Origin of the sequence: Dyadobacter sp. CY356, assembly GCF_021440195.1 — a bacterium.
In the GTDB taxonomy this organism is placed as follows: Bacteria; Bacteroidota; Bacteroidia; order Cytophagales; family Spirosomataceae; genus Dyadobacter.
Window position 1 is genome coordinate 416,364 of sequence record NZ_JAJTSZ010000005.1, and the last position, 21,183, is coordinate 437,546.

The 21,183-nt window shown below is 40.1% G+C and carries 17 protein-coding genes; 8 read left to right on the forward strand and 9 right to left on the reverse strand.

From position 1 onward, the window contains the following. Positions 1-240: 240 nt before the first annotated feature. Entirely contained in the window at positions 241-2,790 is a 2,550-nt protein-coding gene (locus tag LXL81_RS18440; RefSeq protein ID WP_234648236.1) for an adenosylcobalamin-dependent ribonucleoside-diphosphate reductase, read from the forward strand. Between the two features lie 75 nt (positions 2,791-2,865). Here LXL81_RS18440 and LXL81_RS18445 read toward each other — a convergent pair whose 3' ends face one another. The 3 genes from LXL81_RS18445 to purB all read right to left on the reverse strand — a co-directional run bounded on the left by LXL81_RS18445 (position 2,866) and on the right by purB (position 5,915). Further along, positions 2,866-3,420, reverse strand: coding sequence for a hypothetical protein (locus LXL81_RS18445; RefSeq protein ID WP_234648237.1), 555 nt, complete (start codon positions 3,418-3,420; stop codon positions 2,866-2,868). Positions 3,421-3,422: 2 nt separating this feature from the next. Beyond that, positions 3,423-4,448, reverse strand: coding sequence for an AAA family ATPase (locus LXL81_RS18450; protein WP_234648238.1), 1,026 nt, complete (start codon positions 4,446-4,448; stop codon positions 3,423-3,425). 111 nt (positions 4,449-4,559) lie between these two features. After that, entirely contained in the window at positions 4,560-5,915 is a 1,356-nt protein-coding gene (purB, locus tag LXL81_RS18455; protein WP_234648239.1) for an adenylosuccinate lyase, read from the reverse strand. Positions 5,916-6,073: 158 nt separating this feature from the next. On the opposite strand from purB, the gene LXL81_RS18460 reads away from it, so the two are divergent. Beyond that, positions 6,074-6,814, forward strand: a complete 741-nt coding sequence (locus LXL81_RS18460) for an MIP/aquaporin family protein (RefSeq protein ID WP_234648240.1) — start codon at positions 6,074-6,076, stop codon at positions 6,812-6,814. Between the two features lie 20 nt (positions 6,815-6,834). Further along, positions 6,835-7,323, forward strand: coding sequence for a heme-binding domain-containing protein (locus LXL81_RS18465; protein ID WP_234648241.1), 489 nt, complete (start codon positions 6,835-6,837; stop codon positions 7,321-7,323). 60 nt (positions 7,324-7,383) lie between these two features. Here the strand turns inward: LXL81_RS18465 and LXL81_RS18470 are convergent, their stop codons facing one another. The 3 genes from LXL81_RS18470 to LXL81_RS18480 form a co-directional block, all read right to left on the reverse strand. Further along, positions 7,384-9,555: a DUF2231 domain-containing protein gene (locus tag LXL81_RS18470; protein ID WP_234648242.1), complete on the reverse strand. Its 2,172-nt coding sequence runs from the start codon at positions 9,553-9,555 to the stop codon at positions 7,384-7,386. Next, positions 9,556-11,013: a DUF1501 domain-containing protein gene (locus LXL81_RS18475; RefSeq protein WP_234648243.1), complete on the reverse strand. Its 1,458-nt coding sequence runs from the start codon at positions 11,011-11,013 to the stop codon at positions 9,556-9,558. A 117-nt stretch (positions 11,014-11,130) separates the two neighbouring features. After that, positions 11,131-13,455, reverse strand: coding sequence for a PSD1 and planctomycete cytochrome C domain-containing protein (locus tag LXL81_RS18480; protein WP_234648244.1), 2,325 nt, complete (start codon positions 13,453-13,455; stop codon positions 11,131-11,133). A gap of 217 nt (positions 13,456-13,672) precedes the next feature. Here LXL81_RS18480 and LXL81_RS18485 point away from each other — a divergent pair, with 217 nt between their 5' ends. Next, complete coding sequence (locus LXL81_RS18485; protein ID WP_234648245.1) at positions 13,673-14,584, forward strand: DUF1338 domain-containing protein; 912 nt, start codon at positions 13,673-13,675, stop codon at positions 14,582-14,584. Between the two features lies 1 nt (position 14,585). Here the strand turns inward: LXL81_RS18485 and LXL81_RS18490 are convergent, their stop codons facing one another. Beyond that, positions 14,586-14,858 carry a hypothetical protein gene (locus LXL81_RS18490; RefSeq protein ID WP_234648246.1) on the reverse strand — a complete coding sequence of 91 codons (273 nt, stop codon included), beginning with the start codon at positions 14,856-14,858 and terminating at the stop codon, positions 14,586-14,588. 253 nt (positions 14,859-15,111) lie between these two features. Here LXL81_RS18490 and LXL81_RS18495 point away from each other — a divergent pair, with 253 nt between their 5' ends. Together LXL81_RS18495 and LXL81_RS18500 are read left to right on the forward strand one after the other, a co-directional pair. Further along, positions 15,112-15,288, forward strand: coding sequence for a hypothetical protein (locus LXL81_RS18495; RefSeq protein ID WP_234648247.1), 177 nt, complete (start codon positions 15,112-15,114; stop codon positions 15,286-15,288). Continuing rightward, positions 15,275-15,646: a type II toxin-antitoxin system VapC family toxin gene (locus tag LXL81_RS18500; protein WP_234648248.1), complete on the forward strand. Its 372-nt coding sequence runs from the start codon at positions 15,275-15,277 to the stop codon at positions 15,644-15,646. The genes LXL81_RS18495 and LXL81_RS18500 overlap by 14 nt, the downstream gene beginning before the upstream one ends. A 19-nt stretch (positions 15,647-15,665) precedes the next feature. On the opposite strand, the gene LXL81_RS18505 is transcribed toward LXL81_RS18500, so the two are convergent. Continuing rightward, entirely contained in the window at positions 15,666-17,615 is a 1,950-nt protein-coding gene (locus LXL81_RS18505; RefSeq protein WP_234648249.1) for an SGNH/GDSL hydrolase family protein, read from the reverse strand. Between the two features lie 114 nt (positions 17,616-17,729). Between LXL81_RS18505 and LXL81_RS18510 the strand changes: the two genes are divergently transcribed. Both LXL81_RS18510 and LXL81_RS18515 read left to right on the forward strand, forming a co-directional pair. Further along, on the forward strand, positions 17,730-19,094 hold the full coding sequence (locus tag LXL81_RS18510; protein WP_234648250.1) for a M24 family metallopeptidase: 1,365 nt from the start codon (positions 17,730-17,732) through the stop codon (positions 19,092-19,094). Between the two features lie 69 nt (positions 19,095-19,163). Then, positions 19,164-19,454 carry a hypothetical protein gene (locus LXL81_RS18515; protein ID WP_234648251.1) on the forward strand — a complete coding sequence of 97 codons (291 nt, stop codon included), beginning with the start codon at positions 19,164-19,166 and terminating at the stop codon, positions 19,452-19,454. Positions 19,455-19,542: 88 nt separating this feature from the next. Here LXL81_RS18515 and LXL81_RS18520 read toward each other — a convergent pair whose 3' ends face one another. Next, complete coding sequence (locus LXL81_RS18520) at positions 19,543-21,156, reverse strand: acyl-CoA carboxylase subunit beta (protein ID WP_234648252.1); 1,614 nt, start codon at positions 21,154-21,156, stop codon at positions 19,543-19,545. Positions 21,157-21,183 lie beyond the last annotated feature (27 nt).

Here is a 21,183-nt window from a genome sequence, read left to right on the forward strand (position 1 = left end):
AAACTAAGCTTTGCCAGACAGATACCCTAGAAAAGAATTCGCTAACAAACTTTTTTAGAAAATAATTACACTTAATAAATATTTGCAAACATATTACCACACTTAAAAAGACAATGTACTGGAAAACAATATATTATAATTATTTTCTGAAAACTTTTAAAAATTTAATGTTTAGAAAACTTAACAAATAATTAACTTTGACAAATAGATAAATCATCAAAGAGACTAAAAATATATAAAATGGAAATAACGAAACCATCTGAAAACAAAACCACTTACACATCAGATGAAGCCTATCAGCAATCGCTGGAATATTTTAAAGGCGACGATCTTGCAGCCCGGGTCTGGGTTAATAAATATGCATTAAAGGATTCTTACGGAGCGATTTTCGAGGCGACACCAAACGATATGCATCGCCGTATCGCCAGCGAAATTGCTCGTATTGAAGTTCGCTATCCAAATCCGATGACGGAAGACGAAGTTTTTGATCTGATCAAAGATTTCAAATATATCATTCCACAGGGAAGTCCGATGACCGGGATCGGTAATCCATACCAGATTGCTTCGCTTTCCAATTGTTTCGTGATTGGAAATAACGGCGATTCAGATTCTTACGGCGGGATCATGAAAATTGACCAGGAGCAGGTTCAGTTAATGAAAAGACGTGGAGGTGTTGGCCATGATTTGTCACATATCCGTCCAAAAGGTTCTCCGGTTAAAAATTCTGCACTAACTTCTACGGGAATTGTTCCGTTCATGGAGCGTTTTTCAAATTCTACGCGTGAAGTGGCGCAGGATGGAAGAAGAGGCGCTTTGATGCTTTCGGTTGCCATAAAACATCCGGATTCGGGCGATTTTATCAATGCTAAACTGGAACAAGGCAAAGTGACCGGCGCCAATGTTTCGGTAAGAATTGACGACGCTTTCATGCGCGCGGTTGAAGCGCAACAGCCTTATAAACAACAATATCCTATCGATAGTGAAAATCCGGTTTATACAAAAGAAATCGATCCCACTGCGCTTTGGAAAAAAATCGTTCATAACGCATGGCAATCAGCTGAACCTGGGATTTTGTTCTGGGATACTATTATCCGGGAATCTTTGCCGGATTGTTATGCTGATTTAGGATACAAAACGGTTTCGACAAATCCGTGCGGCGAAATTCCGTTATGCCCGTATGATTCGTGTCGTTTGCTGGCGATCAATTTATTTTCTTACGTTGAAAATCCTTTTACCAAAAAGGCAGCTTTCAACTGGGAGCTTTTCAAAAAACACATCAACGCGGCTCAGCGTATGATGGATGATATTATCGATCTGGAACTTGAAAAAATCGATGCGATTTTGCAAAAAATAGATGAGGATCCGGAAGACGAAGAAATCAAACGTACAGAAAGAAATCTTTGGCTGAATATCCAGACCAAAGCAAGAGAAGGCAGAAGAACCGGAATCGGTATAACAGCCGAAGGTGATATGCTGGCTGCTCTTGGCCTGCGTTACGGAAGTGATGAAGGATCTGAATTTTCTGTTGAAATACATAAAACGATTGCGCTGGAAGCTTACCGTGCATCGGTGAATACGGCAAAAGAGCGTGGTGCATTTAGCATTTTCGACGCAGACAGAGAGAAAAATAATCCGTTTATGCTACGTTTGAAAGAAGCGGATGGACAGCTATATTACGAAATGCTGGAACATGGCCGTCGAAATATTGCGCTTCTGACGATCGCTCCAACGGGTACAACCAGTTTGATGTCTCAGACAAGTTCTGGTATCGAGCCGGTATTTATGCCGGTTTACAAAAGAAGAAGAAAAGTAAATCCGAATGATCAGGACGCACGTGTTGATTTTGTGGATGAAGTGGGTGATTCATGGGAAGAATATGTTGTTTTCCACCATCGTTTCAAACAATGGATGGAACTGAATGGTCATGATCTGACAAAAAATTATGGTCAGAAAGAACTGGATGATCTGGTAAAACAGTCTCCATATTATAAAGCAACTTCGAATGATGTAGATTACCTGAAAAAGGTGAAAATGCAGGGCGCAATCCAGAAATGGGTGGATCATTCGATCAGTGTTACGATCAATATGCCGAATGATGTAACCGAGGAATTGGTTGGTGAATGTTACCTGGAAGCCTGGAAAGCGGGATGTAAAGGAGTTACGGTTTACAGAGACGGTTCGCGTTCGGGGGTCTTGATTTCAAATGAGGAGAAAAAAGAAGAAGACAAAATCACCAACACGCCGTTCCCAACGATAAGACCGCAGATTCTGGAAGCCGAAATTGTTCGTTTCCAGAATAAAAAAGATAAGTGGATTGCCTTTATTGGTTTGATCGACGACAGACCATATGAAATTTTCACCGGTTTTGCTGATGATGAGGACGGAATTCTGATACCAAGATGGGTAAATGAAGGTTTGATTATCAAAAACCGCGAAGCTGACGGAAGTTCACGTTACGATTTTCAATATAAGAACATGCGTGGCTACAAAACCACGATTGAAGGATTATCACACAAATTCAATCCTGAATACTGGAACTACGCGAAATTGCTTTCCAGCACCTTACGCCACGGTATGCCGATTGAAAAAGTAGTAGATCTGATCAGCAGTTTACAACTGGACGAATCGATCAATACCTGGAAAAATGGTGTGGCACGTGCGCTGAAACGGTATGTTCCGGATGGGACGGAGGTTAAAAAGCAAAAATGCCAGAATTGTAATTCTACGAATCTGCTTTATCAGGAAGGTTGTCTGACTTGTAAGGATTGTGGTTCTTCGAAGTGCGGATGAGATTTCAATAAATTATAGTACTCTGTAAAATCAGAGAAGTCAACCTTGTGGGTTGACTTCTTTTGTTGTTATTGATTATATCTTTTTTGTATTCGATTTTATAAACTCAATCTTCGCATCAAATGGATGTTGCTTCAAATAATCTATCCAAAAAGTTAGCACCGCAATGGTTGGGGAATTTAACTTTTTAAACTCTTTAAAAAGTTTTTGAAAATCAACGGAATGTAAATCTTCATCTTCACTTTTTGATGTTTTAGTAATTTTGGATAATTTTTTAAAATCATGTGGAAGATTATAATTAGTCAAAGAAATGTTATTTTCGTCAGCACAAGATATAATCCATTTTTCCATCGCTGGGCAAATAAATATTAGATAGTGATTTTTACGTTGATGTTTGAACAGTTGTAAATTATTGGGCAATTCAACTACTAAATCAAATTCATCTACATATTCAAGTTTTCTTTTATCCCGGTCAACAATTCCAAGAGCAAAAGTATCAGGAAATTTTTCCCGCATCTTTTTCGTGACAGACGAACAACCTTTTGTGTGATTATACCGGGTTTTAGGAGGATTTAAGCCTTTAATCAATTTCGTATCAATAAAGCACTCTGGAATGATATGTTCGTCCATACTTAAGAGTGGGAATATGATTCGCTGTTAAAAAATAAATCTATCCCATATTTAAAAACCTCCTGAATTTCCGTTTCACTTAGAGATCTAGACACCGTCTGCCCCTCCTTAAAGTCTATCATAAAAATTGCTAGGTCCTCTATTGCATTTTCTAAAAAATCATCAACAATAATTGGGCTGTGAGTTGCAATAAAGAATTGATTGCTGTCCGAATGAATTACTTCCTGTGTAAATTCAGCTATATACGGAGGAAAAGAATGTGCTTCGGGTTCTTCAAAAACCAAAATTGAGTCAGTATTTGATACTACCGCTGTTTTAAAAAAAATAATTCTTTGTAAAGTATCTGCTATTAGTGAATATGGAATAATGAAGACATCCAATCCATTATCCTTCATTATTTTAAGTGAATTAGTTGCTTTATCTAAAACTAACCTTAATCCATATTGCTTAAACCAATGAGTAAATACCTCTCTTAATTCTGGTAGCAATTCTAGTACATACATTAGATTGTTTCCATAGGGAGGATTTAAAAATGACAATCGCGTTTTCTTGCCTAGCCTTGAATCAATATTAAATGCGTATCTTTTTACCTTCCCAGGATTAGAATTATTTTTACCACTTGACTTTAGATTCAAATTACTAAAAAAGAAATCAGACATTTCAGGAGGGTTTCCATTAAAAGTTAACTCTCTAAATGAAAACAGTAATTGGTCCGCTTCCTTCTTAAAAGTAAGAGTAGATCTAAATTTCTTGTCGCTCGAAAAATTTAGTTCTACAAATGTTTCCTTGTTAAAATTTCCCTCATAAAATATTTGCGTAGATTCCTCCAACCGAATTAAGTCAGTTAACTTCTTCGAAAGATTATTTTTCAAATATGGAATAGTGAATATGGAAAGTGCCTCCAAAATATTTGATTTACCAACATTTGGCTTGCCAATAAAAAGGTTAATTCTTTTAAATCCATCTATTTCAAGATGACGAATTGATTTGAAATTCTTAATTTCTATATGATTGATAAATGAATCCATAAGTCAACTTATTAATGGCATAAAACTTCCCAATATACAAAGAAGTCAACATTAGAAAGCGATTTGCTCAATGTTGACTTCTTAAATTCTTACCAAAATTAGAATTCTCAATTACTTCGTCTCCTCAACAACCCCCAAATAATTAAACGGAGTAATTTGTCTCAGCTCTTCACGAATACTTTCTGCCACATCTAATGTCTCAATGAAGTGCGAAATAGATTCGTGTGTAATTTTTGCGTTGGTACGTGTTAACGATTTCAGTGCTTCGTATGGTTTTGGATATCCTTCACGACGAAGAATGGTTTGGATTGCTTCTGAAACCACTGCCCAGTTATCTTCCAGTTCAGATTTCAGCATATCCTCGTTAAGTTCAAGCTTACCCAATCCTTTGATCAAAGAATTAAGCGCGATAGCCTGATGTGCCAAAGGAACGCCTATGTTCCGTAGCACCGTAGAATCTGTTAAATCTCTTTGCAAACGGGAAATTGGCAATTTCTGTGCAAAATGCTCGAACAAGGCCGAAGCTAATCCAAGATTTCCTTCCGAGTTTTCAAAATCGATCGGATTTACTTTATGTGGCATCGCAGACGAACCTACTTCACCCGCCTTAATTTTTTGTTTGAAATAACCCATGGAAATGTAAGTCCACATATCCCGGTTAAGATCTGTCAGGATTGTATTGAGTCTTTTCAGGTTATCAAAAATCGCTGCCAGGTTATCATAATGCTCAATTTGTGTGGTATGGCGACTGCGTTTTAAACCCAATCCATCAACGAAATGATTACCAAAAGCCATCCAGTCCTGTTTTGGATACGCTACATGATGGGCGTTAAAATTTCCTGTCGCGCCACCAAATTTCGCGGAATGCGGGATTTTGTCCAACATTTCAAGCTGACGTTCCAGACGCTCAACAAATACCAGAAATTCCTTTCCAACACGCGTCGGTGAAGCTGGCTGCCCGTGGGTGAAAGCAAGCATTGGAATATTTTTCCACTCAATTGACATTCTTTTCAATACAAAAAGAACCTGGCGAAACAACGGTTTGATCGTTCTTTCCAACGCGTCTTTCAATGAAAGCGGAATGGCCGTGTTATTTATATCCTGAGAAGTAAGACCAAAATGGATAAATTCCGAGTATGCATCAATGCCTAGTTTTTCAAATTCTTCTTTGATAAAATACTCAACTGCTTTTACATCATGATTGGTTTCTTTCTCAATATCCTTGATGTGCAGCGCGTCTTCTTCATTAAAATCTTCGTAAATCTTACGTAAAGAAGAATAAAGTTTCTTATCAAATTCTGAAAGCTGAGGAAGCGGGATTTCGCAAAGCGCGATGAAATATTCTACCTCAACATATACTCTGTAATAGATTAAGGCATATTCAGAAAAATAAGAAGAAAGCTCAGATACTTGCTTATAATAGCGACCGTCGACCGGCGAGATAGCCGTAAGTTGATTTAATGACATGATTTACAATGCAGAAAGATAAATTTTGATGCAAAGTTAGTAGAAATCACGAGGAGAAACTTGTATAACAGGTATGAATATTCTTTTTGGTATTTGTCTAGGTTATTTTAATACTATTTACATATTTGCTAAACAATCTTAATTCCATAATCCATCCCATGCAGCAAACCCCATTTATCGGAGAATTAGTCGGTACAATGATCATCATTTTACTAGGGAACGGCGTCGTTGCCAACGTCGTTTTGAAGCAAACAAAAGGGGAAAATGGAGGATGGATCGTAATTACTGCGGGATGGGCATTTGCAGTGATGTTTGGCGTATTTATTGCCAACGCTTTTGGAAGTCCCGGAGCGCATTTGAATCCTGCTGTAACAATAGCTTTCGCTGTTTTAAAAAATGATTATGGTAATGTTCTTAGTTTTATAACTGCTCAGTTAATCGGTGCATTTCTTGGCGCGGTACTCGTTTATTTTCAATATCTGCCTCATTGGAAAGCCACCGAAGATCCGGGCAGCAAACTCGCCTGTTTTTCTACAAATCCTGCCATCAAATCACCAGGAGCTAACTTTTTAAGTGAATTTATTGCTACAATCATTCTGATTATTGGTATTGCTGCTATTGGTTTTTCCGGAACTTCCGATGTACAAAGAGGACCGATTCCTTCCGGCGTTGCGCCATATCTTGTCGGTATGCTCGTTTGGAGTATTGGACTGTCCTTGGGCGGAACAACCGGTTATGCCATCAATCCTGTGCGGGATTTGGGGCCAAGAATTGCTCATGCCATTTTACCAATTGACAAAAAAGGATCTTCTGAGTGGGGTTATGCGTGGGTTCCCATTGCCGGACCTATTTTAGGCGCCATTGTAGGAGCTTTTATTTTACGTATCTTTTCATTTTAACAGATATACCCTTAATCAATATGGCGAAGAAAATATTAATCGGTCTGTTGGTCATTTTTATTTTGATGCAGTTTATCAGACCCGCGCGTAATGAATCCACAGCGATGTCGCCCAACGACATAGAAAAACATTACGAAACGCCCGAAAATGTGAAGTTGATATTAAATAAAGCCTGCCGCGACTGCCATTCCAATAATACAGTTTACCCGTGGTATGCTCAATTTCAACCGGGCGCATGGTTTATGAATGACCATATCGTTGATGGAAAAAGACATTTTAATTTGTCCGAGTTTGCTGCATATGAACCCAAAAAAGCCGATCATAAACTGGATGAATTTTCGGAAGAAATTGAAGAACACGGTATGCCGCTTGAATCTTATCTATGGCTGCATTCAGATGCAAAACTTACCGACACAGAAATAAAGGAAGTTACGGATTGGGCAAAGGGAATCCGGAAAGAAATCCAGGCGAAAAATCCGCAGGCTTTTGTAAAGAAAGACAAAGAGTAATAAAATAAATATAATTCCTGTAACATTCTATCTTTCTGAAAGATAACGTTACAGGAATTTTTAATTTACAAATACCTCGTCCATGAAAACCCAGGCTTTCTGACCTTTTCCCGGATGCCATGACGGAAGTTTTGCAAGAGGTTTCGCTACAACTTTCAGACAACTTATTTCCTGAGCAGGAAATGAAAAATCGTAAACGAGGTTTTCAGAATTCTTTGTCGCTTTAATTGGCATTTCCGGTGTTATGACTTTCAGCAATTTCATCTGTTTTTCATCAGTCCCGCCCCAGACTTCAAGACGTACAGGCGGGAAAATATAACTGCCGATATTTCGCAGCATACTGAGCGTTACGCTTTGCGCTTTCACAGGTTTCCTGAAATACAAATATGCCTGTAAATCATGATTCAGGTATCCTAGCCATTTCCCGCTTGATGTTGACTCATCACTTTTCACACCGTCGTTCAAAGTTTTATTTCCCTGCGCCGGATATTTCAAATCAGCTTTTGTAATCAACCTCACACTGTCGGGTCGATAGGTAGATTTAAAGAAAAATTTCTCGACCGGCTTACTTCCATACCAACCTTTTTTGAAAGCTTTTGCAATTAATTTTGTATTTTGAGTTACTGGAAAAGGTTTGTTATAAATTTGCGAAGTCGTACTATCCGGCTCCTTTCCATCCAGTGAATACCGGATAACAGTACCGGGAATCTGATGCTTCATACGAATTAAGGTATTTCCGGCAAGAATTGGATCTTCATTTTCGACAATTGGAGGATTCAGATTCAGCACCACGGTGTCGCCTGCAAAGCCCGTTTCGTAACTGATTTTAGAAGACTTTTTCAAAGTGAGCATTTCCTGCTTTGTCAGATCTGTATTCCAGACAAAGACATTTTTCAAAGCCGGAATTTCTGAAAGTGCCTGAATTTGCGGCAGTTTTACCTTCGTACCACTTATCGACAAACTTTTTAGTTTTGTTAACTTTTTCAATTCTGGTAAGGAAGAGCCGGTAATATCTGTAAAATTCAGGATCAGTTTCCGCAACTCGGTAAACTGGGAAATTTTTTTCAGATCTTCATCTTTCACAGGCATTTTACTCAGATCCATCGCGATAATCTGTTCTTTCAATGGTGATAACGCAGCAATATCTTCACTTTTAAAATTGGCGCGGTTATAAAAATTTACAGCTAACGCAGGAGATTCAGCTGCAACAGACTTTATCAGACGATAAGTTGAATTCAGCTCTTTAATTTTATCCGGACTTGCGGCACTGAAATCATATTTTTCTTCCGCCTCAGAACCTGCCAGAACATTTTGCGCATAACTATAAATCGGGTTTTGCGGACTGACTGATTTTACCATTTCATCAAACCGTGAACCGCCTTTTATCCACGCTTCCAGTAAAGCAATTTCATCATCGGTAAGCGGTGCTTTTCCTCTCGGCGGCATATGTTTTTTGTCGTCCAGAGGCAAATGAACGCGGGTTAACAAAACTCCCAGATCCGCTTTTGTAGTATCCCAGGGCGTTCCTTCCTTACCACCTTTTGCAAACAATTCTTTTGTCTGCATCTGAAGATTTCCTTTTGCTTTTTGTTCATTATGGCAAGAAATACATTTTTGTTCCAAAATCGGCTCAACCAGGTCGGTATAAACGTTGGCTTCTTCAAAAGTTACTTTATCGTTTTCAACAACGGCCAACTGCATCGGCGCAGTCAGGAAATCTTCACCATGTGTGATATTTCCACCTAGATGTCCGCCGATTAGAAGCATCAGAAGCAGGGAAACTGATATCAGTTTTGCAGGAAGTTTCCAGGGCGGCAAATATTTTTTGTAGCTATACCAAATGATACTGCATAGCGAAATCGCAATTCCAAGCCATTTATGCCATAAAAGCGCGTCTTTTTCGCAACCGTCTTCACGCGATAATACAAAACCGGAGAAAGCTGCAATTGCCGCCGTAACTATTCCGATCAGCAAAAGTATATCTGCCAAATCTTCATTCCATCTGCTCGATTCTTTCTTTTCAACAAGGAGTATCCAAAAGGAATAAAGCATTAAAACGACCAATGGAAAATGCAAAACCAAGGGATGCATACGCCCCAAAGATTGCATCCACACGGGCACTACAAATCGGTTTTCAAATAATAAAAGAAAAATTAAAAGGCCGTTCAGGAAGAAGGCAAAATTGTAAATCCATACCTTCCAACGGCCACTAGGTTGTGATGCTGACTCCATTTAAGCAATAATTCCTTTTACCAATTTGCCAGCAACATCGGTAAGCCTGTAACGGCGTCCCTGATGTTTATAAACTAATTTCTCGTGATCCAAACCCAATTGATTTAAAATCGTAGCATGGAAATCATGCACATGGACAGGATCTTTTACAATATTATACCCAAATTCATCGGTTTCTCCATACACAATCCCAGGTTTCACGCCACCTCCCGCCATCCAGACTGTAAATGCCCTCGGATGATGATCACGGCCATAATTATCTTTTGTTAAAGTACCTTGGCAATAATTCGTCCTGCCAAATTCACCACCCCAGATTACGAGTGTTTCATCCAGCAATCCTCGTTGCTTCAAATCTGTTATAAGTGCGGCAGAAGATTGGTCAACATCCATACACTGGCCTTTAATCTCATTCGGTAAACCTCCATGACTATCCCAGCCCTGATGATAAAGTTGAATAAAGCGAACGCCTTGTTCGGAAAGCTTTCTTGCTAAAAGACAATTTGCAGCATAGGTACCGGGCACCAGACATTCCGGCCCGTACATTTTCACGATAGACTCCGGTTCTTTGGTCATATCCGTAATTTCCGGAACGGCAGTTTGCATCCGATAGGCCATTTCATACTGCTGAATTTTTGCGGTCACTTCCGGATCTGCGAACTCGTCGAATGTATTTTGGTTTAATTGTGAAAGTTTATCCAGCATTTTTCGCCTTTCTTCCCGGTTCATTCCATCCGGATCATTCAAATAAAGCACAGGATTTTCTCCGCTACTGAATTGTACGCCCTGATGAACCGAATCCAGAAATCCATTTGTCCACAATTTGGAATAAACGCCTTGTCCATTTCCCTTTCCTCGCGACAAAAGCACGCAAAATCCAGGCAAATTCTGGTTTTCACTCCCCAAACCATAACTCAACCAGGAACCCATACTCGGACGATTTCCGACCTGTGCGCCGGTTTGGAAAAAGGTCAATGCAGGATCATGGTTAATTGCTTCTGTATTAAGTGATTTTATAATACAAAGATCGTCGACGATCTTGGACATATGCGGCAACAACTCGCTCATCCACGCTCCCGATTTTCCATATTGGGCAAAGTTAAAAACTGAACCAGCAAGCGGAAATTTGGCCTGATTGGCTGTCATACCTGTTAGCCTTTGACCGGCACGAATGGATTCCGGCAAATCCTGTCCGTGCATTTTGTTCAGCATCGGTTTGTAATCAAACAAATCAAGCTGGGACGGTGCGCCGTTTTGAAATAGATATATCACCCGTTTTGCTTTGGGAGCAAAATGTGGCAATCCAGCCATGAGCTCATTTACATCGCTTTCGCCGCCGCCTTTAAACATGTCAGGTATCAGCAAAGAACCCAGGGCTGCACTTCCCAATCCCAAACTAAGTTTGGATAAGAAATGCCGGCGGTTCGTATTTAAACCAAAATCAAAAATCGGTTTTTCCATCTTCGGTTTCTTTTCTAACCGCAATAGTCGCTATGGGTTTCGCAATGGACGCAAGACAGGACTTCAATCGCGTCCATTGCGTAAAACCATTGCGCCTATTGCGGTTAAGTTTAGGTCTTAGGATTTAGTGATCGTCTCTTCCATATTATACAACGTGTTAATCACCCGCATCAACGCCGCTGCTTCATTTTCTTTCACTTTCAATTCATGTGGATATTCTCCCACATTCAAAATCTTATGCGCCTGATTCTTATTTTTCCCAATCGATGACAACTCGTCGTTATAATACTCCGTCAGCAATTTCATTTCCTTATCCGATGGTTTTCTGCAAACAATCCTCTGGAATGATTCTATAATTTTTTGCTCAGCAGATAAAGATTTCAGTGTCATTTTTTCCGCCAAAACTCTGGATGCCTCCAAAACAGCCGGATCATTCAGCATCACCAAAGCCTGCAAAGGTGTATTCGTCTTTGAACGTTTCACTTCACAATGATCCCGGTTACTAGCATCGAAAATGATCATAGACGGCGGCGGAACGGTAAGTTTGATAAATGTGTACATTCCCCGACTGTATAGCGCGTCATTGTGGTCCTGGTTATATTTTGCCAGCTGTCCGCGCCCGGAAGTCGCTGCTTCCCATAATCCCTTGGGTTGATACGGTTTCACACTTGGTCCGCCGATTTTTGAATTTAACAATCCACTGCTGGATAAAACTATATCACGAACTGATTCTGCTGGTAGACGGTAACGAGGTCCACGGGACAAATAAATATTATCAGGATCGAGTTTCTCCTTTTCTTTCGTCAGTTTAGCAGATTGTTTATAAGTGCTGGAAGTCACAATTTGTTTTACCAACCGTTTGATATCCCAGCCATGATTCATAAAATCTACGGCCATCCAGTCGAGCAGGGCAGGATGGGTTGGCAATTCGCCCTGCATCCCAAAATCACCGGTACTTTTCACAATTCCCCGTCCAAAGAATTCCTGCCAGATTTGGTTTACAAAAACCCTGGCCGTTAATGGATTTTGTTTGCTTGTTGTCCAAGTCGCCAATCCTAACCTGTTTTGAGGAATTTTGGTGGTATCAAATTTCATCACAGACGGAAGTCCGGAAGCGGTAACAACTTTTCCGGGCGCGTCGTAAACTCCCCGGTTCAAAATGTGCGTCGCTCGTAAAGTATCCCGTTCTCCCATGACCGAAACCATTAATTTGCTGGTATCAGGCCGGTTTATAAATGTCAGTATGCTTTTAGCTTCCGCATCAGAAATCGTCATGATCGGATTTTTGGCTGGTTTTGTTTGAGAAATGTCTCCCTCGTAGCCCACTTCTTTTGTATTGTTAAAAAATGCAAAAAGCCTGTAATAATCCTCCTGAGAAATCGGGTCGTATTTGTGATCGTGGCACTGGGCACATTCTACCGAAAGGCCCAGAATTCCCATCCCGTATGTTTTCGTTTTGTCAATATTATATTCAATCCGGTACTCCTCCGGAATCACCCCACCTTCTTCGGTGTATTTATGATTTCTGAAAAAGGCTGTGGCAAGAATTTGTTCTTTGCTTGCATTCGGAAGCATATCACCTGCAATTTGCCAGGTCAGGAATTTATCATAGGAAAGATTTTTATTGAAGGCACTGATCACCCAATCCCGCCATGGCCATTGTGTACGAATTTCGTCATCCTGATAACCATATGAATCGGCATACCGGGCAACATCCAGCCAATGAAGCGCCATTTTTTCACCATAAGTTTTTTGGCTGAGCAATTCATCAACCACTTTTTCATAAGCATTGGCACTGTTGTCGGCAGCAAATTTGTTTTGTAGCTCAATAGAAGGAGGCAGGCCAGTCAGATCGAGTGCTACCCGCTTTAACAAATGACTTTTATCCGCTTCTTCATTAGGCGTTATGCCCAGACTTTCCATTTTGGCAAGCGCGAAATAATCGATCTCGTTTTTTGGCCAGTCCTTTTTATCAATTTCAGGTATTTTTGGCAGAACAGGTGCAGCAAACGCCCAATGTTTTTCATATTTTGCACCCTGCTCAATCCACTTTTTCACCAACCCGATTTCCGATTCATTTAATAACCCCAGATGCGATTCCGGTGTCGGCATCTGTATTTCAGGATCTAGGGAAGTTATTCTTTTATATAATTCAGATTGCTCAGGTTTACCCGGAAAAATGGCAACGGCTCCTTTTCCATCTTTCAGTTTTGCATATGCACTTTCCGCCATATCCAGCCGTAACCCTGCCTCCCTTTTATTTGCATCAGGACCGTGACAGGCAAAACATTTATCTGATAGGATCGGGCGAATATGAAAGTTATAACTGACAACTTCTTCAGAAGATTTTTTGGTGGCACTACCGTTTTTTTGAAAACAGGAAACAACACCAACAACTGTGGTAAGAATAATTCCAGCCAATAAGAGGAGTCGCTTCTTCATTTATTATTACCTTAATTGTTTAAAATTCTGGTACAGCATTACCAAATAAAATATTCCAGGTTATAATTATACTCTAAATATTTTAAATTATTTTAATAAAACGAATAAAATGTCAGTTATGTTTTTGTTTATGAAAGTTATTCATAAACATTATACGTTGTTGACTTAAAAACGACTATGAATATTTACATAAATAGTTAATTCAACATTATTTTATATGTCATTCCCTGATCAAAATACAATTACATTGGATGTTGTTTTAGAAGGACTTATGCGTCGTTATCAAGACCGGGTGCCGGATGTTAATATAATCCTGACCGCTATGGTCTCGGAGGGGATTATTGAAAGCGAATCGGCCATCGAGAATGATCATATTGCTTTCAGGACCATGGGCGTTCCACAGCTTGGAATCAGCTCTTTTGAAAAAATATTTCAGCATTACGGATATGAAAAACGGGACCATTATTTTTTTGAAGGGAAAAAACTGGATGCCTGGTGGTACAGTCCGCCAAGAGAAACGGATCCAAGGATTTTTGTAAGTGAACTTCGGGTCGGCGATCTTTCAGAGGAAAGTCAGCGCATTATCAAAAGTTATACTGATGAGGTTATCAATGATCCGGCTGATGATCTTGATTTGAATGATGGAAAAGCCGTTGATGCATTTCTGCACACACCGCTTTGGCGAACGCCCACAATAAGTGATTACCTGACTTTGTTAAAAGAAAGCGAGTATGCCGCCTGGGTGATTTACAACCGCTATTATCTCAATCATTTCACGATCAGCGTGCACAACTTGCCGAAAGGATATAATACAGTCGCTGATTTCAATACTTTTCTGGAAAAACACGGAATCATACTTAACACAGCCGGAGGAAAAATAAAAACCAGTCCGGATGGCGATTTAATACAAAGCGCAACCGTCGCACAGATGATCGAAGCCGAATTTGAAGGCGGCGAAACGTATGAAATTTCTGGTTCCTATGTAGAATTTGCGGAAAGAAGAGTTTTGCCGGAATTTGCAAACCTGCCAGCGGATCAAATTTCAAGAAAAAATCGCCGGGATGGCTTTGAAGCTGCAAATGCAGATAAGATTTTTGAGAGTACTTATACTACGCAAACCGGGAAATAAGTCAATCCAACAAAACGGATTTATCAAACAGAACATCTGGACAAAAATCCAGTGGTGCAGGAATTAATTTGCCATCAGTATCCAACATTTCAGCTACATTTTCCCAATATACGGTACGACCATCGGTTTTTGCTTTGGAAAAAGTATTCTCGTTTAAAATTTTATAATAAATACTGTCCTTCTTATCGAAATATTCTGATAGAAATTTTGAGAAATCGGTTAACCTGACTTGATCATCACTCCATAACGCTTTTATGGAAAAATTATCAATCAATATAATTTTTTGGACTCGTGGATTCATTACTGTAATGGTTTGATTTCGTATTGATCAATGTATTCAATTTATACATATGTTACACCGTTGTTCATGGAGATAAGATTTTCGAGAGTACTTATACTACGCAAACCGGGAAATACTAACTATTTTAATCGAAGTAGTGGTACGGGCCTCTAACTTATTGCTAATCAAAAGCGAATGCGTAAATTAGTATTAAATTAAATAATTTAAAAAATTATCTTATCCAGTCATGGTTGTAGTTATTAAGAAAGATTCCCCGCCCACGGCAATTAAAGATGCTATGAAAGCAATTGAGGAAGACAGAGCTACCCGAAAAGGTTTTGATGCAAAAAAGTATGCAGGAAAAATCAAATTCCCAGTGGATGGTCTTACTTATCAAAAGCAAATAAGAGATGAATGGGAATAGAGTTTTAATTGATACGAATGCCCTGATCTATTTTTTCAATGGCCATCCAAAAGCAATAGAAGCTTTGGACCGAAATATTTTATACTTATCCGTAATCACTGAAATTGAACTTCTAAGTTACAATGGGCTTACCGAAGAAAGTATCAAAGGAATTAAGAAATTTTTGAAGGAGTGCTCAGTTATTGACGTGATTCCCAAAATCAAAGAATTCACAATTGACCTTAAAAAGGCGAAGAAAATTAAACTTCCTGATGCCATCATCGCCGCTACGGCTCAATTTCTCAAAATTGAGTTTGTAACTTTTGAAAAAGGATTTGTCAATGTTCCTAATCTGGATTTGGTGTTACTGGATTTTTGATCGAGGATAAAATTCAAAATCACTCATTCACCAAAAAATAAACCACCCGGCAAGCATTTCCATTACTCTTCTCATTTTTCTCCTGAGCAATATTTACCTTTAAAGTATGCTTTCCCGACGAAAGCTCATCCGCCAACATCAAATACCAGGGCAAATGCAGTTGCGTACTCCACTGAGTGAATAAATCCAGTGTCTGCGTTTTTTTACCATCAATTGAATACGAAATTTTTCCGGCATCCGGGCCAGCGATAATTGCAATTCCTACTGCACGACCTTGAAAATCAAATTCGAACGATGCTTTTGCAGTTTCTCCAACCAGCATCGGAACATCAACAAAACCGGGTCTTGTAGAAACCTTATCAGCAGGTTTCCAATCCGGATCAATCTTAAAACCATCTAATTTTTTGGCTTCCGCCACAGGATGATAACTTGCTCTTTCGTAAGAAAACTTGTCAATAGCAACGGGTAGCTTCGTAATTTCTGTGGTTGCATTTCCCGGATTCAGTTTTAATAATTCCTTAATCGTTTGAAAATAAACTTCTTGTCCATAAGGCGACGGGTGCAGATCTTTGAAATCATATTTCCATGAAAACTCATCGGCCTTTATCCTTTCATAAACTTCCCGCGCCAGATTGATGTAAGCAGCACCGTAATATTTAGCAATTCTTTGATGAACAGCAACTTCCACTGGTTCTTTCCCCGCATCATAATCGGCATTTTTAGCTGGTTCAGCAAAGGCCATCAGCACAACATTTGCCTTTGGATTTTTGGCATACATCTGGCGAATAATTCCTTCCAGACCCTTTATCTGTGCTTTTTCACTAAAACCATTTCCTCTGTCGTTAACCGCCGCTTCAAGAAAAAGCAGATCGGGCATACCTTTTTCCAAAACATCACGCTGAAAACGGAAAGCATGCGGAGTACTTCCTAACGATGGAATTCCGGCCGCAATGAAGGTAAACTCAGTTTCAGGAAAATGTTCCTGTAAATACTTTGCCGTTTTATTTCTCCATCCCGGATTATGCGTGATAGAACCGCCCAGAAATGCTACAGTACCTTTTTTTGTAGTTTTGAATTTTTCGTAGGCGTTGGCTAAACCGCGATTGACTTCGATATATGGCGTATGCGCGAGTGGTTTTAAAACGGGCACACTGTTGTCGTATATAAAATTAGCCAGTTTTTCGGGATGCTCAATTGTAAAATGGTGGCCTTCCAGCGCTTGTTCTCCGCGCGTCATGGGAATAACAGCGGCTGGTCCTCCAAGTTTTATGTAGTTAGTAATTAAAATATCCGAGTTTTCCGTCGGCGGAACGATCTTGTCATTTAATCCGATTACATGTAAAACCGGCACTTTGAAAGATGCCAGACCGGCCAGATCATTGAGCGGAATATCATCAAATGTTTTTGCAGTTTCTTCCGTAAGTTTATTCAGTTCAAGCCAGCTTGTCCAGTCTTTTGGCGAACCTTGTCCTTTGCCTTTTCCACCTGGCCAGCTTTTCGGATCACAAACCGGTGCTTCGGCATAGATGCAGCTAACTTTATCAGGATTTCTTTTCGCCCAGCCATAGACATACAAACCTCCGCGACTGACACCTTCCAATGCCACTTTTGGTGCAAATTGTTTTTCCTTCACCAGATAATCATAAAAAGCATCCCAAACCTGCATCGCTTTGGGATGTGCGAAAAGATCATTGGTATTAACATAGGCCACATGAAACCCCCTTGTCAGCAAAACACTGTCCATTTCTGTGTGCCAGGTTGGGAAGTGCGCGCGCCAGACCCATGGATTTCCAGGTAATGCCTGCCTAGGTTTTACATACCAGGCTTTTGTATTTTGGAATGAAAATTCAACCTTGTCAAAACCTTTCCAAACGGACTTCTGCTCATCAGCTTGCGCCAATAAATTGCCGGAAAAGCTTAAAAGGATAAAGATGAAAAGAGCGCCGGAAAAATTTTTTATCTGTTTCATAATGGTACAAAGACGGGAACGGCCTGTCTCTAACATATAAGCACACACCTTATTTAATTTTACAATCAACATTTATTATATTGTTCAATCATCTACCTAACTTCATTAATGCCAATGTCCAGGACTTCTCCTATTCTATTGATTTTTCTATTTACTTTTCTCTTCTCAAATAACACATTTTCGCAGTCTGTCCCGATCATTCTTAACGAAAGAGAACGCGCCATTGCCGTCGATGATATTCTGGAAGACAGGATTGAAAATTTGCTTCCAACTTTGATGCGACGGGAGGGAATTGATATGTGGGTGATTATTTCGAGAGAATATAATGAAGATCCGGTAATGAAAACGATGCTTCCCAGCACATGGCTTTCGGCCCGAAGACGGACGGTTATGGTATTTTTCGATCCGGGGGCCGGGAAACCGCTTGATAAACTGGCGATTGCGCGATATGATGTTGGAACATTATTGAAAGGGGAATGGGACATCAGTTCAAATCCGGATCAGTGGGATGCGCTGGCAAAAGTGATTAAACAAAAAAATCCGAAGAAAATCGGGCTCAATTTCTCCAAAAATTACGGACATGCGGACGGTCTGACTTATAACGAACACGAAGAATTCCTTCAAAAACTTCCAAAAGAATTTCAGTCAAAGATTGTTTCAGCAGAAAAACTGGCCGTTGGCTGGCTGGAAACCAGAACAGAGAAGGAAATGGTCATATACCCAATGATCTGCCGGATTTCTCATGAAATTATTGAAGAGGCATTTTCAGAAAAAGTGATCCAGCCTGGATTAACTACGATTGATGATGTTGTCTGGTTTTTGAGACAACGTGTTACGGACCTGGGATTGGAAACCTGGTTTCATCCGACTATCGATATTCAGCGCGCAGATGACCAGAAATTTGACCATTTAAGAACATTTTCAAAACGCCCGGGAAATCAGGTGATTTTGCCAGGAGATTTGCTGCACTGTGATTTTGGGATAACATACCTGCGCCTTAATACTGATCAGCAGCAACATGCTTATATTCTTAAACCGTACGAAACGGCAGTTCCTGAATATTTAAGAAAGGCGTTTGCTACTGGAAATCGTCTTCAGGATATTCTGGTCTCACAGTTTAAATCCGGAAAAACGGGTAACCAGATTCTTCTGGATGCCTTAGCCCAGGCAGAAAAAGAGGCAATTAACGGGTCAATTTACACCCATCCCATCGGGTCACATGGCCATGCTGCCGGACCGACGATCGGTTTGTGGGATCAGCAAAAAGGTGTGAAAGGTCCCGGCGATTATCCATTATATGAGAACACTGCTTACTCGATTGAGTTAAATGCAGCAGTTAAAATTGACGAGTGGAATAAGTCCATACGCGTGATGCTTGAAGAAGATGGTTATTTTGATAAAACCGGTTTCAGATTTATCAATGGCAGGCAGAAAGAAATTTTTGTTATTCCAAGATTAACGACTAATGTGGGGAAATAACCATTTCCCCGATTTAGGTTTGGTACGATAATTTTAAAGATATCACTATCAAACAATAACTTGCGAATTATGGATAAGATTGAGAAGTATAAAGCAATGGAAAAAATTCTTCGTGAAATCGAAGATTTGAAAAATAGTGAAACGGCCGTTATCAAAAAAATTGGCCAGGTAGAAACCGAAAATATGAATGTCAACGCTGATGGCCTGGATGCCTCACTGACTGAAATTTATGACGGTGCCTACAAAAATCTGGAAAATATTGAAGCGTTACACGTTTCATTTACTGAGAAAGTTTCAGACTTTAAAGAAACTAATAAAATTACAGATGATATGCTTCTTGAAATCAGAGAACAATCATAGGTTAATTGAAAAATAGCCGTTACGGCATAATGGTGAGGTCAGCTTTTAAATGAGCTGACCTCTCTTTTTGTCCTATAAAGTTATTTTTTTAAACCTGAATAATCCCAACATTAAAAGTCTCTCTGATAGGCGCGTGATTCGCAGCTTCAATACCGATTGAAATTATTTTCCGGGTTTCAACCGGGTCAATAATTCCATCAACCCAGAGCCTGGCTGCGGCGTAGTATGGCGATAATTCCTCATTATAACGATCCGTAATCTGACTCAATAATTCCTGTTCTGCTTCCGGTGTAATTTCTTTACCTTGTGATTTCAGCGTTGCCGTTTGAATTTGTACCAATGTTTTTGCAGCCGTAGCACCACTCATAACCGCCATTTGTGCCGTCGGCCAGGAATAAATTAATCTGGGGTCATATGCTTTTCCACACATAGCATAATTGCCGGCTCCATAGGAATTGCCAACGATGAACGTGAATTTTGGCACCACAGAATTCGCCACAGCGTTGACCATTTTTGCCCCATCTTTAATTATTCCACCTTGTTCCGCCCGGCTTCCGACCATAAAACCGGTCACGTCATGAAAGAAAACCAATGGGATTTTCTTTTGATTACAATTCATAATAAATCTTGCAGCCTTATCCGCAGACTCTCCATAGATCACGCCGCCCATCTGCATTTCACCTTTTCCGGATTTTACCATTTTCCGCTGATTTGCTACAATGCCAACGGCCCAACCTTCAATCCTAGCATAGGCGCAGATAATCGTTTTCCCATAATCAGGCTTATATTCGTCCAGCTCGGAAGCATCCACTAAGCATTCCAGAATCTGTTTCATGTCGTAGGGTTTCAGCCTGTCGACAGGGAGAATGTCATAAATATCTTCGGGGAATCGGGCGGGAGTTTCAGCTATTTTTCTATCGAAACCGGCTATTGCTGACTGTCCGATTTTATCAATATGTCTTTTGATGGCATCCAGGCAAGATTTATCATCCGGATATTTGTTATCAGTAACACCCGAAATTTCACAATGCATCGCTGCCCCGCCTAATGTTTCTGCGTCCACATCTTCTCCAACAGATGATTTTACCAGATAAGGCCCGGCAAGAAACACGGATCCGGTTCCTTCCACGATCATAGCCTCATCGGACATAATCGGCAAATAAGCCCCACCGGCAACACAGCTCCCCATAATCGCGGAAATCTGCACAATTCCCATGGCCGACATTTTTGCATTATTTCTGAAAATTCTTCCAAAATGTTCTTTATCTGCAAATACTTCGGCTTGCATAGGAAGGTATACTCCCGCGCTGTCGACCAGATAAATGATCGGCAACAGATTTTCCATTGAGATTTCCTGCGCCCGTAAATTTTTCTTCGCAGTAATGGGAAACCAGGCTCCGGCTTTAACAGTGGCATCATTGGCCACAATCACACATTGTTTGCCAGAAATATACCCGATCCCGGCCACAACACCACCCGATGGACAACCACCGTCTTCTTCATACATTCCGTCACCTACAAAAGCACCGATTTCCAGGAAGTATGAATCTTCATCAATTAAATAATCTATCCGCTCCCGCGCTGTAAGTTTTCCTTTTTTATGATGAGCCTCAATCTTTTTCAGTCCTCCGCCCAGTTTTACTTTTTCATACCGCTCATTAAGATTTTCAATAAGCTGCCGTGTGTTTTCCTGAATTGCCATAACCTGATGAAATGTATTTGAAACATC